This window comes from Rubellimicrobium aerolatum (genome assembly GCF_017872975.1).
GTDB classification, from domain to species: domain Bacteria; phylum Pseudomonadota; class Alphaproteobacteria; order Rhodobacterales; family Rhodobacteraceae; genus Rubellimicrobium; species Rubellimicrobium aerolatum.
In genome coordinates this window covers 418,381-432,268 of the sequence record NZ_JAGGJP010000001.1, presented here as the reverse complement: position 1 = coordinate 432,268, position 13,888 = coordinate 418,381, and the positions used below count along the sequence as shown (strand labels likewise).

The 13,888-nt window shown below is 71.3% G+C and carries 17 protein-coding genes; 8 read left to right on the top strand and 9 right to left on the bottom strand.

The features are described from left to right. The first annotated feature begins 294 nt into the window (after positions 1-294). Positions 295-1,032 carry a hypothetical protein gene (locus J2Z33_RS02130; protein ID WP_209837373.1) on the top strand — a complete coding sequence of 246 codons (738 nt, stop codon included), beginning with the start codon at positions 295-297 and terminating at the stop codon, positions 1,030-1,032. On the opposite strand, the gene J2Z33_RS02125 is transcribed toward J2Z33_RS02130, so the two are convergent. Together J2Z33_RS02125 and cobS are read right to left on the bottom strand one after the other, a co-directional pair. After that, a complete protein-coding gene (locus J2Z33_RS02125) occupies positions 1,020-1,397 on the bottom strand; it encodes a hypothetical protein (RefSeq protein ID WP_209837371.1) in 378 nt (125 codons plus the stop codon). The genes J2Z33_RS02130 and J2Z33_RS02125 overlap by 13 nt on opposite strands. After that, a complete protein-coding gene (gene cobS / locus J2Z33_RS02120; protein WP_209837369.1) occupies positions 1,394-2,368 on the bottom strand; it encodes a cobaltochelatase subunit CobS in 975 nt (324 codons plus the stop codon). Before cobS ends, J2Z33_RS02125 begins: the two co-directional genes overlap by 4 nt. 146 nt (positions 2,369-2,514) lie before the next feature. On the opposite strand from cobS, the gene J2Z33_RS02115 reads away from it, so the two are divergent. Beyond that, a complete protein-coding gene (locus tag J2Z33_RS02115) occupies positions 2,515-3,060 on the top strand; it encodes a sigma-70 family RNA polymerase sigma factor (RefSeq protein WP_209837367.1) in 546 nt (181 codons plus the stop codon). After that, positions 3,057-3,719 (top strand): anti-sigma factor, encoded by a 663-nt coding sequence (locus J2Z33_RS02110; protein ID WP_209837365.1) that lies wholly within the window; start codon positions 3,057-3,059, stop codon positions 3,717-3,719. The genes J2Z33_RS02115 and J2Z33_RS02110 overlap by 4 nt, the downstream gene beginning before the upstream one ends. A gap of 181 nt (positions 3,720-3,900) precedes the next feature. On the opposite strand, the gene J2Z33_RS02105 is transcribed toward J2Z33_RS02110, so the two are convergent. Further along, positions 3,901-4,536 (bottom strand): J domain-containing protein, encoded by a 636-nt coding sequence (locus J2Z33_RS02105; protein WP_209837364.1) that lies wholly within the window; start codon positions 4,534-4,536, stop codon positions 3,901-3,903. 91 nt (positions 4,537-4,627) lie between these two features. Between J2Z33_RS02105 and J2Z33_RS02100 the strand changes: the two genes are divergently transcribed. Continuing rightward, positions 4,628-4,885 (top strand): BolA family protein, encoded by a 258-nt coding sequence (locus tag J2Z33_RS02100; RefSeq protein WP_209837362.1) that lies wholly within the window; start codon positions 4,628-4,630, stop codon positions 4,883-4,885. Between the two features lie 15 nt (positions 4,886-4,900). Here J2Z33_RS02100 and J2Z33_RS02095 read toward each other — a convergent pair whose 3' ends face one another. Next, the gene (locus tag J2Z33_RS02095) at positions 4,901-5,377 is read right to left on the bottom strand and encodes a DUF4177 domain-containing protein (protein WP_209837361.1); all 477 of its coding nucleotides are present in this window, start codon (positions 5,375-5,377) and stop codon (positions 4,901-4,903) included. Between the two features lie 62 nt (positions 5,378-5,439). Continuing rightward, positions 5,440-6,945 (bottom strand): Asp-tRNA(Asn)/Glu-tRNA(Gln) amidotransferase subunit GatB, encoded by a 1,506-nt coding sequence (gene gatB / locus J2Z33_RS02090; RefSeq protein WP_209837359.1) that lies wholly within the window; start codon positions 6,943-6,945, stop codon positions 5,440-5,442. Positions 6,946-7,267: 322 nt separating this feature from the next. Between gatB and J2Z33_RS02085 the strand changes: the two genes are divergently transcribed. Together J2Z33_RS02085 and J2Z33_RS02080 are read left to right on the top strand one after the other, a co-directional pair. Further along, entirely contained in the window at positions 7,268-7,792 is a 525-nt protein-coding gene (locus J2Z33_RS02085; protein ID WP_245218396.1) for a transglycosylase SLT domain-containing protein, read from the top strand. Positions 7,793-7,882: 90 nt separating this feature from the next. After that, positions 7,883-8,629, top strand: coding sequence for a transglycosylase SLT domain-containing protein (locus J2Z33_RS02080; RefSeq protein ID WP_342454107.1), 747 nt, complete (start codon positions 7,883-7,885; stop codon positions 8,627-8,629). Between the two features lie 51 nt (positions 8,630-8,680). Here the strand turns inward: J2Z33_RS02080 and J2Z33_RS02075 are convergent, their stop codons facing one another. Together J2Z33_RS02075 and pepN are read right to left on the bottom strand one after the other, a co-directional pair. Beyond that, entirely contained in the window at positions 8,681-9,541 is an 861-nt protein-coding gene (locus J2Z33_RS02075; protein WP_209837355.1) for a lysophospholipid acyltransferase family protein, read from the bottom strand. A 148-nt stretch (positions 9,542-9,689) separates the two neighbouring features. Then, positions 9,690-12,245: an aminopeptidase N gene (gene pepN, locus J2Z33_RS02070; protein WP_209837353.1), complete on the bottom strand. Its 2,556-nt coding sequence runs from the start codon at positions 12,243-12,245 to the stop codon at positions 9,690-9,692. Between the two features lie 91 nt (positions 12,246-12,336). Between pepN and J2Z33_RS02065 the strand changes: the two genes are divergently transcribed. Together J2Z33_RS02065 and J2Z33_RS02060 are read left to right on the top strand one after the other, a co-directional pair. Then, positions 12,337-12,771: a hypothetical protein gene (locus J2Z33_RS02065; RefSeq protein WP_209837351.1), complete on the top strand. Its 435-nt coding sequence runs from the start codon at positions 12,337-12,339 to the stop codon at positions 12,769-12,771. 65 nt (positions 12,772-12,836) lie between these two features. Continuing rightward, positions 12,837-13,007: a DUF2256 domain-containing protein gene (locus J2Z33_RS02060; protein WP_209837350.1), complete on the top strand. Its 171-nt coding sequence runs from the start codon at positions 12,837-12,839 to the stop codon at positions 13,005-13,007. On the opposite strand, the gene J2Z33_RS02055 is transcribed toward J2Z33_RS02060, so the two are convergent. Together J2Z33_RS02055 and J2Z33_RS02050 are read right to left on the bottom strand one after the other, a co-directional pair. Then, positions 13,004-13,492, bottom strand: a complete 489-nt coding sequence (locus J2Z33_RS02055; RefSeq protein WP_209837348.1) for an SRPBCC domain-containing protein — start codon at positions 13,490-13,492, stop codon at positions 13,004-13,006. The genes J2Z33_RS02060 and J2Z33_RS02055 overlap by 4 nt on opposite strands. Further along, positions 13,489-13,836: an ArsR/SmtB family transcription factor gene (locus J2Z33_RS02050; protein WP_209837346.1), complete on the bottom strand. Its 348-nt coding sequence runs from the start codon at positions 13,834-13,836 to the stop codon at positions 13,489-13,491. Before J2Z33_RS02050 ends, J2Z33_RS02055 begins: the two co-directional genes overlap by 4 nt. Between the last annotated feature and the right edge of the window lie 52 nt (positions 13,837-13,888).

Sequence of the window (13,888 nt, the reverse complement as noted above, 5' to 3'; positions counted from 1 at the left end):
CCGAGGCGGTCCCGGCCGGGTGCGACAGCGCCCGGCGCAGCAGGTTTCTTAGCGAGTGCCCCAGGGGGGCGGGTCGTGCGGCGTTCGGTCGTTGCATGGTCCGTCCTCCTGTTCGTTTTCTCGACGGCCCTGTTGCCGCCCGTGCGAGGAGATTCGCACGAAAGGATTGACGATCTCCGACAGCTACGAACGTTGCGTGCACGATTCGTTAACGATTGATCGATCCGGCGACGATTGACTTCGGGATGGGGTGATTCGACAGTCCGCGCGGAGTTCCGTGCAAAGGAGAACGCCATGGCCCGTCTCGGCCCCATCCTCGCCGCGCTGCTGGTGGCGCCCGCCGTGGGACAGGCGGCGACGGTGACGATCACCTTCGACGAGCTGGGCGATTTCGACTACCAGCCCACCGGCGGCAAGGTGGGCAACGTCCGCTACGAGGACCAGAACCGCTACCGCTACGACCATATCGCGCCCTACCTCGTCCTGGGGGACGACGGGTTCTCGGCGGGGACGGTGTTCGTCGCCGATCCGGGCACGGCCTTCACGCCGGTCTCCATCGACCTGCGGGGCTACAACAACACGATCCGCGCCCCCTGCCCAGGATGCGATGAGAAGGAGCGGGAGCAGCTCGCGGACCTGTGCGTCCGCGCCGAGACCTGCCCGGGCGGCGAGCCCTATGACTTCGGCTACCTGCTGCTCACCGGCTATCGCGACGGGGTTGCGGTCGCGGTGGCGGAGCTGGGGGCGGGGCTGGCCGAATACGACGACACCTATGTCTTCGGGGACGAGTTCACGCAGCTCTCCGCCCTGCGGGTGCGGCTCCTCCTGCAGCCGGTGGGTGGCCTGCCAGCGGACGGCTACGCCTACCAGTGCGGGGAATACTTCTTCATTGGCTGCATAGGTGGGCGCGTGGACGACTTCACGGTGGTGACGGACGTGGCGCCCGCGCCGGTGCCGCTGCCCGGGGGGTTGCCGCTCTATGCGGCGGCGCTGGGCGCCGGGGCCTTGGCGCTGCGGCGTCAGCGGAGATAGGGCAGGTCGGCCTCGAGCCTCCCGCAGTCGGCGACGAGGCGGCGGAAGAGGTCGCGGCTCTGGTCGTCGCCGGCGTGGATGTAGGCGTCGAGCAGGTCGCGCATCCAGGGGCGGCGCTCGGCGATGGTGGCGTCGGTCGCGGCCTCGCCGATCAGGCGGATGGAGGCGGCGCGGAAGCGGTCGGCCAGAGCCCGCTCGCCCTCGTCGCCCAGCACGTCGGCGTAGCCCTGCCAGAAGGCGGCGCAGCGGGCGGGACTCTGGGCGAGGACGCGATCCTCTGCCTGCACGGGGGCGGCCGCGAGGGCCGCCGCCGCGAGGGCCGCCGCCGCGAGGGGCGCCCCGAGGAGGAGCGCCCGGCGGATCACCGCATCGCCATGGCGACGGCGCTTTCGGGCAGTTCCTCGGCGAAGCAGCGCTGGTAGAACTCGGCCACGGTCTGGCGCTCGAGCTCGTCGCATTTGTTCAGGAAGGACAGGCGGAAGGCGTAGCCGACGTTGCGGAAGATCTCGGCGTTCTGGGCCCAGTTGATGACGGTCCGGGGCGACATGACGGTGGACAGGTCGCCGTTCATGAAGGCGGTGCGGGTGAGGTCGGCCACCGTCACCATCTGGTTGATGACCTTGCGGCCCTTGTCGGTGTTGTAGTGCGGGTTCTTGGCCAGCACGATGGCGGCCTCGGCGTCGTGGCTGAGGTAGTTGAGCGTCGCCACCAGGGACCAGCGGTCCATCTGCGCTTGGTTGATCTGCTGCGTGCCGTGGTAGAGGCCGGTCGTGTCGCCCAGGCCCACGGTGTTCGCGGTGGCGAACAGGCGGAAGGACGGATGCGGCGTCAGGATGACGTTCTGGTCCATGAGCGTGAGCTTGCCGTCCGTCTCCAGCACGCGCTGGATCACGAACATCACGTCGGGGCGGCCCGCGTCGTATTCGTCGAAGACGATGGCGCAGGGGTTGCGGAGCGCCCAGGGGAGGATGCCCTCCTGGAACTCGGTCACCTGGACGCCCTCGCGCAGCTTGATCGCGTCCTTGCCGATCAGGTCGATCCGGCTGATGTGGCTGTCGAGGTTCACGCGCACCGTGGGCCAGTTGAGATGGGCGGCCACCTGCTCGATGTGGGTGGACTTGCCGGTGCCGTGGTAGCCCTGGATCATCACCCGGCGGTTGTAGGCAAAGCCCGCGAGGATCGCGAGGGTGGTGTCGGGGTCGAACTTGTAGGTGGGGTCGATCTCGGGCACGCGGTCGGCGCGGTCGGCGAAGGCCCTCACCTTCATGTCGGTGTCGATGCCGAAGACGTCCCGGACGGAGATCTCCTCGGTGGGGCGGGCGGTCGGGTCGGTCATGCGGCTGTCTCCTCGGTCGTCCGCCGGGCCTGGTCTGGCCCTCGCGGGCACTGGCTTTCTTATTCCGATCCCTTCCCGCCGCAAGGGGGCCGCCGGGGCGTTGCCAAATCCGCCGAAGCGGGCATTGTGGCGGCCGGGGGGGACGCATGACGCGGCTGACGGACATCGAGGACATGATCGCGCGCATGGCGCTGGGCGACCGGCGGGCGCTGTCGGCGCTTTATGACGCCACGTCGGCGAAACTGTTCGGCGTGGCGCTGCGTGTGTTGAACGATCGGTCCGAGGCCGAGGACGCGCTCCAGGAGATCTACGTGAAGCTGTGGCGGAACGCCGACCGCTATCGGGTGAACGGGCTGAGTCCGATGACCTGGCTCATCACGGTGGCGCGCAACCACGCCATCGACCGGCTGCGCGCCCGGCGGGCGAGCCGGGCCGCCCCCATCCACGAGGCGGCGGAGGTGGCGGACGGGGCGCCCAACCCCGAGGAGGCGATGCTGGCCGCCGCCGAGCGGGGACGAATCGGGGCCTGCCTGGGGACGCTGCCGCCCGACCGCGCGGACGCGATCCGCCGGGCCTACCTGGGCGGCGAGGCCTATGCCGACCTGTCGCGGCGCTATGGGGTGCCGCTGAACACGGTGCGGACCTGGCTGCGGCGCGGGCTTCTCAAGCTGCGGGAGTGCATGGCGTCATGAGCGCGGAGGACGACGCCGCGCTGGCGGCGGAATACGTGCTGGGGCTGCTGGACGCGCCGGAGCTGGCGGCCGCCGAGGCGCGGCTGGGGCGCGATCCAGCGTTCCGGGACCTCGTGCGGGACTGGAGCGAGGGTCTGGCGGCGCTGGCCGACGAGATCCCGGCGGTCGCGCCACCCGCGCGGCTGCGGGCGGCGGTGGAGCGGCGGCTTTGGCCCGAACCGGCCCGGCGGCGGCCCTGGCCCCGGTCCCTGTCGTGGCTGCTGGGCGGGGTCGTGGCGGCGGGGCTGGCGGTGCTGGCGCTCGATCCGGGGCTGCTGCGGCCGGGGCCGTTCGACTACGACGCGCGAATCGTGGCGCAGGACGGATCGCTGGTGGTGGAGGCCCGCTACGACGAGGACGCCCGCCGGCTGGAGCTGCGGCGCACGGCGGGCGCCGTGCCCGAGGGGCGAGACCTGGAGCTGTGGCTGATCCAGGGGGAGGTGGTGACCTCGCTGGGCGTGATCCCCCGCGCGGAGACGGGGGCCATCGAGGTCGTCCCGGCGCTGGCGGGGGGATTCGAGGACTCCACGCTCGCGCTGTCGGTGGAGCCCGTCGGCGGCTCGCCCACCGGGGTGGCGACGGGGCCGGTGGTCGCCGTGGGCTCGGTGGTCGAGCGCTAGGCGAAAGTCGGGGCTAGGCGAAAGTCGGGGCCGGGTGAAAGTCGGGGCCGGGTGAAACTTCCCGGCCGGTCCTTCGTGTCTTGGGCAGCCTCGCCCGGTGCGGGCGGGTCGCGCGGGCTCCGGGCCCGGCGCGTGACGAGTGCGGCGTTGGACGACGCCCGCCCGGCTGGCGGGCGTCGTCTCACTCCTTGAAGTTGCGGCTGTCCTTGATCTGGTCCCAGGCCCAGACGACCTCGGAGAGCTGCTCCTCCTGGGAGCGGTCGCCGCCGTTCATGTCGGGGTGCAGCACCTTGACCAGCGCCTTGTAGGCCTTGCGGATCTCGGCCTTCGTCGCCGTGTCGCGCACGTCGAGGATCTCGCAGGCCCGCCGCTCGGGCGCGGGGAGGCGGCGGGTGCCGGCGACCTCGGCACGGCCGGGGCTGCGGGTCGCGTTCTCGCCCAGGACCTGGTGCGGATCGTCGATGCCGAGCCGGGCCCAGGCGCGCTGCTCCTCCGATCGCTTGCCGAAGGGCTTGGTCTCGCGGCCCCAGACCCGGTCGCTCTGGACCTGGTCGAGGAAGTCCTGCTCGGTCACGCCGTGGAAGAAGTTCCACTTGAGATTGTATTCGCGGACATGGTCCTTGCAGAACCACCAGTAGTCGTCGAGCGAGTCGGGCGACTTGGGCGCGCGGAACACGCCCTTCTCGGCGCAGCCGGCGTGGTCGCACTTGCGCGTCGATGTCTCCGACGCGCCCGTCATGCCCCGGCGGCCGCGCGGGTTCTTCTTCTTGGCGGACGACACGGACATGTCGAAGCCGAAAGGGTCAGTCTTTGCCATGCTCACGAACGCTCGCTGTCCTGCTCTTTCCGTTCCGGACGCGCGAGTTTAGCTATCGGGACGGCGGATTGAAGGGGGCTCGGGAAAAAAGATGATGCTGGCGGAGGAAATGCGCCAACGGCTGGAGGGGGCGTTCCAGCCCGCGCGGCTGGAGGTGCTGGACGAGAGCGAGGGACATAGGGGTCACGCGGGCTGGCGGGAAGGCGGTGGGACGCATTGGCGCATCCGCATCGACGCGCCGGCGCTGGGGGCGATGACGCGGCTGGAGCGGCACCGGGCGATCCATGCGGCGCTGGGGCCGGAGCTGATCGGGCGCATCCACGCGCTGGCGCTGGAGGTGGGGGGGTAGGCCGGGTTCGGCGCGTTACTCGGCCGCCTGCCGGGGGTCGCCGGGGGCGGCGGGCGGATCGACCACGTGGAGGGCCGGCGCGGCGGGGCGCCCTGGGTCGGCGGAGAGCGGCGGGGGCGCGCGGCGCGGGGCGGAGGGGGCCATCGGCGGGGCCATCGGTTCGGGCGCGGCGGCCCTTGCCGGGGCGACGAAGGGGGGCGGGGCGAAGCTTGGCAGGGCGGTGCCGGTCTGGACTGTAGCGGGCTGGACGGCGACGGGCCGGGGGCGGCGGAAGACGAGGACCGTCCGCATCTCGGTCACCGGACGGCTGAACCAGCCGCGCTTGTGCTCGTGGGGGAGGGTGTCGGTGCGGACGTATTCCCAGCCCTCGCGGGCGAGGCGGTTCATCTCGGTCTCGAGGGCGTTGGCGAACCGCTCCTCGGGCCGGCGAAGGCCCTTGGCCTTGAGGCCCCGGCGGGGGGCCGGGACGACGCGGTAGTCGTGGCTGTGCATTCTGGTCGAACCCTCAAGTCGCCCCGGAACCTAGCGGGGCGGGACGGTTCGTCCAACCCCCGTCAGAGGCCGAGGCGCGCGTTGACCAGCGCGTTGACGGCGGCCGGGTTGGCCTTGCCGCCGGTCGCCTTCATCACCTGGCCCACGAACCAGCCGGCGAGCTTGGGGTTCGCGCGGGCCTTTTCCACCTGCGCGGGGTTGTCGGCGATCACCTGATCGACGGCGGCCTCGATGGCGCCGGTGTCGGTGACCTGCCGCATCCCGCGCGATTCCACGATCGCCGCCGGGTCGCCGCCCTCGGTGTAGACGATCTCGAACAGGTCCTTGGCGATCTTGCCCGAGATGTCGCCGGACTGGATCAGGTCGATGATGCCGCCGAGCTGGGCGGGCGAGACGGGGGAATCGGCCAGCTCGCGCCCGTCCTTCTTCAGCCGGCCGAACAGGTCGTTGATGACCCAGTTCGCCGCCATCTTGCCGTCGCGCCCCTGCGCCACCGCCTCGAAGAAGGCGGCGTCGGCGGTGTCGGCGGTGAGCACGCTCGCGTCGTAGTCGGAGAGGCCGAAATCGGCGATGAAGCGGGCCTTCTTGGCGTCGGGCAGCTCGGGAAGGGCGGCGGCGAGGTCGTCCACCCAGGCCGGATCGATCTCCAGCGGCAGGAGGTCGGGGTCGGGGAAGTAGCGGTAGTCGTGCGCCTCCTCCTTGCTCCGCATGGAGCGCGTCTCGTCGCGGGCGGGGTCGTAGAGGCGGGTTTCCTGCGTGATCGTGCCGCCGTCCTCCAGGATGGCGATCTGGCGGCGGGCCTCGTGCTCGATGGCGGCCTGGATGAAGCGCAGCGAGTTCATGTTCTTGATCTCGCAGCGGGTGCCGAGACCGGAGGGGTCGCCGGCCATGAAGGCCTCCCAGGCGCCGGGGCGGCAGACGGACACGTTCACGTCGGCGCGGAGGTTGCCGTGCTGCATGTCGCCGTCGCAGGTGCCGAGATAGCGCAGGATCTGGCGCAGCTTGGAGACGTAGGCCGCCGCCTCCTCGGGGGAGCGGATGTCGGGGCGGCTCACGATCTCCATGAGCGCGACGCCGGTGCGGTTGAGGTCCACGAAGGACATGGCCGGGTCCATGTCGTGGATCGACTTGCCGGCGTCCTGTTCGAGGTGGATGCGTTCGATCCGGACGACGCGGGTGCCGCCCGAGACCTCGACCCGCACCTCGCCCTCGCCCACGAGGGGGTGGAAGAGCTGGCTGATCTGGTAGCCCTGCGGCAGGTCCGGGTAGAAGTAGTTCTTGCGGTCGAAGGCGGAGCGGAGGTTGATCTTCGCCTTGAGCCCGAGGCCCGTGCGGACGGCCTGCGCCACGCAGCCCTCGTTCAGGACGGGGAGCATCCCCGGCATCCCGGCGTCGATGAAGGACACCTGGGAGTTGGGCTCCGCGCCGACCTGGGTCGAGGCGCCGGAGAAGAGCTTGGCGTTCGTGGCGACCTGGGCGTGGACCTCCAGGCCGATCACCATCTCCCAGGGGCCGGTCACGCCTTCGATGACCTTGGCCTTGGGCGCGGGGGCGGAGAGATCGAGCATCGGAAAGCCTCCCTGGAGAATCGCCAAGCGTCGTAGGAGGATAGGCCGGAATCCGCAAGCGGCACCGGAATCGGGCGGGACCGAGGCCTGGACCGGCGACAGTCCGCTTATCGCGCCCCCGTGACTCGGGCCGGAATCTGCCGAAATCGGCGTCAAGCGCCGATGCAGGTTTACGCACGGCGCGAACGCTGTTCGTCATGCGCCCATGCAAGATGAACGAAATCAGACCCGTGTCAGAACCGCAACGCTGGGGGTCGGGGCCGCGTTCCTAGCCCTCACGCTCTTGGGAGCCTGCGCGGAGCCGCCGGTCGCCAAGGCCCCGATGCCCGAGATGCTGCCGGCGATGGCCTGGGATTCGCAGGGCGCCCACACCGATGCCTGGACCGAGGCGACCATCGACGCGCTCAAGACCCAGGGGGTCGCGCTGCTGTCGGAGGTGCCGGGGGACATCGGGACCTGGTGCCCGGGCTACGCGCAAGCGGACACCAGCCAGCGCGCCGCCTTCTGGGCGGGGCTGCTGTCGGCGCTGGCCCGCTTCGAGAGCACCTGGAACCCGCAGGCGGTGGGCGGGGGCGGGAAGTGGTTCGGCCTCGTGCAGATCGCGCCCGGCACGGCGCGCAGCCACGGCTGCGACGCGGATTCGGGGCAGGAGCTGACCGACGGGGCGGCGAACCTGCAATGCGCGGTGAAGATCGCCGCCCGCACGGTGACGCGCGACGGCGTGGTGGCGGCGGGCGGCGGGGGATTCGCCGCCGACTGGGGGCCTTTCGCCTCGGCCTCCAAGCGCGAACAGATGGCCGATTGGGTGTCAAGCCAGAGCTACTGCCGGCCGACGGTTTCGCCGTGAGGTGAGGCTTGGCGCCCAAGTAGCTGATCTGGAACAAGAAATATCGAATTGGCGAATCGGGAGGTTTCCGTCATGTTGGCGTTGCTGCACGTGGCACGATGGACCCTGGGGGGAACCTTCGCCGTGATCGCGGGGCTGGCGGCTGCTGCCGAGCCGCTGGCCCCCAAGGCCGCCCCTGTCGTGCCCGCCGCCTTCGCGCCCGCGCTGCGCCCCGAGGCGCGGCCCGTGTTCACCGCCGAGGCGCGCTGGGATGGCAAGGGACAGGGCGCGGCGTGGTCGGTGGCGGCGATGAAGGCTGTCGAGGCGGCCCCGCGCGACCTGCGCGAGATGGTGCCCGCCGACATCGGCCAGTGGTGCCCCGGCTACGAGAGGGCCCCCGCGCATCTGCGGGCGGCGTTCTGGGTGGGGACCGTCTCGGCGCTGGCCCGCTACGAGAGCAACTTCGATCCGCGCGCCCAGGGCGGCGGCGGGGCGTGGCAGGGACTCCTCCAGATCTCGCCGGCGACGGCGCGGCATCATGGCTGCGAGGCGACCAGCGCCGAGGCGCTGCGGGACGGCGAGGCGAACCTCCAATGCGCCATCCGCATCATGTCGCGGACGGTGGCGCGCGACGGCGTGGTGGCGGCGGACGGAGGCGGCATCGCCGCCGACTGGGGGCCGATGGCAAGCGCCGAGAAGCGCGAGAGCATCCGCGACTGGGTGAGCGGGCAGAGCTACTGCGAAAGGTCGGGGGCGGTCCATGCCGCGCTGCGGCCCGAGGCCCGGCCCGAGGTGGAGGCGCCGGGCGTCGTCGCCAAGGCGCCGGCGCATCGGAGCGTGACGCTGGCGATGCGCTGAGGCGGAAGTCTGGGAGGGCTTGGCCGGGGTCCCGTTCGGGGCCCCTTTCCGTCAGAAGCGCAGCGCCGGCTTGCGGGTGGCCGAGATCATGCTGATCGTGCGGTCCTCGCGGCCGCCGAGCGCGAGCGTGGCGCGGCGCAGCATCTCGATCCCCTCCTCGGAGGAGGCGGGGAGGGAGGACGGGCTGATCTCCTCGCCCACCGTCACGACATAGGGCTGCCTGGCCTTGTTCAGCATCTCGTGGAACAGGGTGATGTCGCGTAGCGTCGGGTGGATCAGGTCGAAGAGGTAGAACAGCACCGAGTTGCGGGCGCGGATGTTCACGGGAATCACCGGCAGGTCGAACTTGCGGGCGAGCATCGCAGCCGAGGCCATCCAGGGGCGTTCGTGGAGGCGCAGCCCCTCGCGCTTGGCAAGCCGGCCGCTCGGGAAGATCACGCCGAGCCGGCCTTCGTCCACGGCCTTCTTGGTCAGCGCCATCGTCTCGCGCGCCTTGGCGTGGGTGCGCTTCTCGACCCGCCATTCGACGGGGATGATGAGGTCGGCGAACTGCGGCAGCACGCGCAGGATGTCGCGATTGGTGTAGATGTAGAGATCGGGCCGGATGCCGCGCAGGGCGTGCCACAGGATGATGCCGTCGGCGATGCCGGTCGGGTGGTTCGCCACGATCAGCGCCGGGCCGTGGCGGGGGACGTTCGACAGGCCCGAGACCGTGACCTCGCGCGCGAGCATCCGGCCCAGGTCGTCCATGATCTCGGCCACAGGCAGGGGATCGTAGCGTTCGCCCAGCTCGACGGTGCGGCCATACTGGAGCGCCTTGTCGAGAAGGGCCCGGGTGGGCCGGACCAGCGGGGACCCGCTGGCCAGCCAGGGCGCGCGTTCCTCGATGAGGGGGTCGATGCGTTCTCTCATTCTCACGGTCACCGAGCGGAAGGACGTGGTTCCCCCGTGACCGGGACGGCCCACATTCGTGTGAGGGGACAGGTATCGCGGGACGGAGACTTCGGCAACCCTCGCCCGAAATTGTGGCAGAACGCGGACGATCCTCGCCTAGCCCCGCCTAGCCCAGCATCCGGGACACCATCTCGGACAGGTCGCGCGACAGGCCGGGGGCGGCGAGGATGCGCCTGAGCTCGGATTCGATGAGGGCCTGGCGGGCGTCGTCGAGCCGTCTCCAGGTGCTGAAGGCGGTGGAGCTGCGGGCGGCGGATTGCGGGTTCGCGCCGTCGAGCTTGATGAGCCAGTCGGCCAGCAGACGGTAGCCCGCGCCCGTGGGATCGTGGAAGCCCGCCGGGTTGCCGGCCAGCGCGCCGAGGACGGAGCGGAAGCGGTTGGGGTTCTTCCAGTCGAAGAGCGGATGCCCGGTCAGCCGGTCGGCCGTCGCCACCGCCGCCTCGGGTCGGGCGAGCGAGACCTGGAGCGCGAACCACTTGTCCATCACCAGCCGGTCGCCGGACCAGCGGTCGTGGAAGGCCTGCAGCTCCGCCTCGCCCTGCTGGACGGCGAGGAGGGCGGCGAGCGCCGCGACGGTTTGGGTCATGTCCGTGGCCCCGGCGAACTGAGCCCGCGCCGCCGCGCCGCCGTCGAGCCGGGAGAGGAGCGAGAGCGCGGCGTTGCCGAGCGAGCGGCGGCCGACCGATCCGGGGTCGGGGGAGTAGGGGCCGGGCACCTGCCCCTGGGCGTGGAGTCCGGGGAGGAGGTCGTGGAGCCCTTCCGCGAGGTGGAGGTCCACCGTCTCGTGGGCCTGGAAGATCGCGAGGGGGTCGGGGGTGCGGCCCTCGGCGTGGAGCGCCTGGGCCGTCTCCTCCTGCGAGGGGCGGGCGAGGAGGACGGCGCGGGTGGCCGGGTCGAGCGCGTCGTCGCGCAGCACGGCGCGGAGCGAATCCGTCCAAGCCGGGTCGATGGCGCGGCCGTCGAGCGCGGCGCGGATGGCGCGGCGGGCGAGGGTCTGGCCGGCCTCCCAGCGGTTGAACTCGTCGGTGTCGTGGGCGAGGAGGAAGGCCGCCTCCCCCTCGGGCGCGTCGCGTTCGAGGATCACGGGGGCGGAGAAGTCGCGCAGGATCGAGGGGATGGGCCTGGTGGCCAGCCCCTCGAAGGTGAAGCTCTGGCGGGGCTGGGTCAGCTCCAGCATGGTGGTCGGCACCACCTCGTCGCCGTTGGGGTTGAGGAGGCCCACGGCGACGGGGATGACCATCGGGGCCTTGTCGGGCTGGCCGGGGCTGGGGGGGAGGGTCTGGGTGAGGTCGAGCCGATAAGTGCCGTTCTCGAAGGACTCCTCGACGCGGACGCGCGGGGTGCCGGCCTGGGAATACCAGAGCTTGAACTGCGAGAGGTCGCGGCCCGTGGCGTCCTCGAAGACCTGGAGCCAGTCCTCGATGGTGGCGGCTTGGCCGTCGTGGCGGGCGAAGTAGAGGTCGAGCGCGCGGCGATACCCGTCGTCGCCCACGAGGCGCTTGAGCATCGCGATGACCTCGGCCCCCTTCTCGTAGACGGTCAGGGTGTAGAAGTTGTTGATCTCCACGAAGCTCTCGGGCCGGATGGGGTGGGCGAGGGGGCCGTTGTCCTCGCGGAACTGGGCGGAGCGGAGGAAGGCCGCGTCGTGGATGCGCTTGACGCCCCGCCCGCGCAGGTCGCCGGTGAACTGCGCGTCGCGGAAGACGGTCAGCCCCTCCTTGAGCGAGAGCTGGAACCAGTCGCGGCAGGTGATCCGGTTGCCGGTCCAGTTGTGGAAGTATTCGTGGGCGACGATGGCCTCGATGCGTTCGTAGTTCGCGTCGGTCGCGGTTTCCGGGCTGGCGAGGACGGCGGAGCTGTTGAAGACGTTCAGCCCCTTGTTCTCCATCGCGCCCATGTTGAAGTCGTCCACGGCGACGATGTTGAACACCGACAGGTCGTATTCGCGGCCGTAGGTGTCCTCGTCCCAGCGCATGGAGGCCTTGAGCGATTCCATGGCCCAGGCGCATTTGCCTTCGTCGCCGGGGCGGACCCAGACGGCGAGGGCGACCTCGCGGCCGGACATCGTGGTGAAGGTGTCGCGGTGGGGGATGAGATCGCCCGCGACCAGGGCGAACAGGTAGGAGGGCTTGGGCCAGGGGTCGTGCCAGACGGCGAAGCCGGGGCCGGTCGCGCCGGCGTCGCCGTTGGACAGGAGGACGGGGAGGGCGCTCTCGATGCGGACGGTGAAGGTGGCCATCACGTCGGGGCGGTCGGGGTAGTAGGTGATGCGGCGGAAGCCCTCGGCCTCGCACTGGGTGCAGTACATCCCCCCGGACAGGTAGAGCCCTTCGAGGCGGGTGTTGGACTCGGGGTCGATCTCCACCACCGCTTCCCAGGTGAAGGGGCCGGGGGGCACGTCGCAGGTGAGGCCATCCTCGGTGACGGTGGGGGTCACGGGCTGGCCGTCGATGCGGGCCTCGATCAGGCGCAGGTCCTCCCCGTGGAGGAAGAAGGGGCCAGTGGCCGTCGCCGCCGGGTTGGGGCGGAAGCGGATGCGCGAGGTCGCGCGCGTGGCGCGGGGGGCGAGGGCGAAGGTGAGGTCCACGCCGTCGATGGTCCAGGGGAAGGGGGCGTAGTCCTTGAGGTGGATCGTGCGGGGGTCCGTCGCGCCGTCGGCCATGCCGCTCTCCTCGGGTGAACAAATCGCAGGGCTCGGACGTTAGGAGCCCTGGAACCGGCCCGCAAGCGGGGCGCGAAGAAGGAAGGCACCCATGTCCGCACCGAACACCAACATCGACAAGCAGGCCCATCGGCACCGGGGGCCACTCCGGGGGATGTTCGCCGTGGTGCTGTTCGCCCTGATCCTGCTGGGGCTGCTGGCCTTCTGGGCCTTCGGGCGCGGCGGCGATCCCGAGGGGGCGGCGGCGCAGGTGAACGACGCCACGGGCGCGGTCGAGCCCGCCGCCGCCGACACGGCGGGGCCGAGCGCCAACGACTTCGCCGAGGACGACGCCAACGCCGGGACCGCGCCGGCCGCCGATCCGACCGCCGTCACGGTCGCGCCCGAGACGGTGGTCGCGCCCGACAGCGGCGCCGGCAACCCGGCCGACACCGATCCGGGCGAGAGCCAGGCGGCCGAGCCGCTGAATCCGGTGACGGACGAATCCGATGCCGCCGCGCCGGCCGCCGGCTCCGAGAACGAGTGACGCAAAGTCGAATTCGACGAGGACCGGGGGCGGCGTCGGGCCGCCCCTTCCTGCACGAGGGCGCGATGCCGAGAATGCGGAAGAAGGCCGACCTGCCGGTCAAGACCTGCCCGACCTGCGGGCGGCCCTTCGCCTGGCGCAAGGCCTGGGCGAAGGTCTGGGCGGAGGTGGTCTACTGCTCGGACCGCTGCCGCCGCGAGAAAGGGCGCGCGGCCGGACCCGCGCGTGCCGTCTAGGCGCGCTCTGTCGTTCGGGCGGCCAGGCCCGCCGCGTGGGCGCCGAGCTGGTCAGCCACGGTGCCCCAGCCCTGGCTGAAGCCCATCTCCTCGTGCGCGGAGGCCGAGGCCGGGTCCTTGTGGCGGGCGACGACGCGGTAATCGGTGCCCTCCGGGTGGTCGGCGAAGGTCAGGGTCGCGGTGAAGAGGAAGGGCTGCCCTGCCGCCTCCACGGGCCGGAAGTCGGGGCCGAGCGCGGAGGTCCAGGTCAGCCGCTCCTCGGGGACGACTTCTAGGAAGCAGCCGGCGGCGCTGGGGAAGTCCTGGCCGTCCATGGACATGGCGACGTGGAAGACGCCGCCGGGGCGCAGGTCGAGGCCGACGACGCGCGTCACGACGGGCTTGGGCGCGAACCAGTGGGGAATGTGCTCGGCTTCCGTCCAGCAGCGCCAGACGAGGGAGCGGGGGGCCTTGAGGACGCGGTGGAGGTGCAGGTCGTTGCTCATGAGGGGGACTCCTTGGGCGTGTCGGTGAGGCTGGCGAGATAGTCGTCGAGCCGGTCGTGCCGGCCCTCCCAGAGGAGGCGTTGCTCCTCCATCCAGCTTCGCGCCGGGGCGAGGGCGCCCGCCCGAAGCGCGCAGGTCCGCGTGCGGCCCTGTTTGGTCGTCTCGATCAGGCCCGCCTCCTCCAGCTTGCGGAGGTGCTGGAGCACGGTGGGCAGCGCCAGCCCGGAGGGCGCGGCGAGGTCGGTCACCGTCGCAGGCCCGCGCGCGAGGCGGGCGAGGATCGCGCGGCGGGTCGGATCGGCGAGGGTCTGGAAGACGACGTCGAGCCCCTGATTGTTAGTCATATTACTAAGTATTGCCGCTGCTGGGTGGGGTCAAGCCAAATCGGAGGGGGTC

Bases quoted from the DNA above. Each gene is read 5' to 3' on its own strand.
- J2Z33_RS02130 (WP_209837373.1), top strand. From the start codon at position 295: ATGGCCCGTCTCGGCCCCATCCTCGCCGCGCTGCTGGTGGCGCCCGCC.
- cobS (WP_209837369.1), bottom strand. From the start codon at position 2,368: ATGACCGACCCGACCGCCCGCCCCACCGAGGAGATCTCCGTCCGGGAC.
- J2Z33_RS02115 (WP_209837367.1), top strand. From the start codon at position 2,515: ATGACGCGGCTGACGGACATCGAGGACATGATCGCGCGCATGGCGCTG.
- J2Z33_RS02110 (WP_209837365.1), top strand. From the start codon at position 3,057: ATGAGCGCGGAGGACGACGCCGCGCTGGCGGCGGAATACGTGCTGGGG.
- J2Z33_RS02105 (WP_209837364.1), bottom strand. From the start codon at position 4,536: ATGGCAAAGACTGACCCTTTCGGCTTCGACATGTCCGTGTCGTCCGCC.
- J2Z33_RS02100 (WP_209837362.1), top strand. From the start codon at position 4,628: ATGATGCTGGCGGAGGAAATGCGCCAACGGCTGGAGGGGGCGTTCCAG.
- J2Z33_RS02095 (WP_209837361.1), bottom strand. From the start codon at position 5,377: ATGCACAGCCACGACTACCGCGTCGTCCCGGCCCCCCGCCGGGGCCTC.
- gatB (WP_209837359.1), bottom strand. From the start codon at position 6,945: ATGCTCGATCTCTCCGCCCCCGCGCCCAAGGCCAAGGTCATCGAAGGC.
- J2Z33_RS02085 (WP_245218396.1), top strand. From the start codon at position 7,268: ATGCCCGAGATGCTGCCGGCGATGGCCTGGGATTCGCAGGGCGCCCAC.
- J2Z33_RS02075 (WP_209837355.1), bottom strand. From the start codon at position 9,541: ATGAGAGAACGCATCGACCCCCTCATCGAGGAACGCGCGCCCTGGCTG.
- pepN (WP_209837353.1), bottom strand. From the start codon at position 12,245: ATGGCCGACGGCGCGACGGACCCCCGCACGATCCACCTCAAGGACTAC.
- J2Z33_RS02065 (WP_209837351.1), top strand. From the start codon at position 12,337: ATGTCCGCACCGAACACCAACATCGACAAGCAGGCCCATCGGCACCGG.
- J2Z33_RS02060 (WP_209837350.1), top strand. From the start codon at position 12,837: ATGCCGAGAATGCGGAAGAAGGCCGACCTGCCGGTCAAGACCTGCCCG.
- J2Z33_RS02055 (WP_209837348.1), bottom strand. From the start codon at position 13,492: ATGAGCAACGACCTGCACCTCCACCGCGTCCTCAAGGCCCCCCGCTCC.
- J2Z33_RS02050 (WP_209837346.1), bottom strand. From the start codon at position 13,836: ATGACTAACAATCAGGGGCTCGACGTCGTCTTCCAGACCCTCGCCGAT.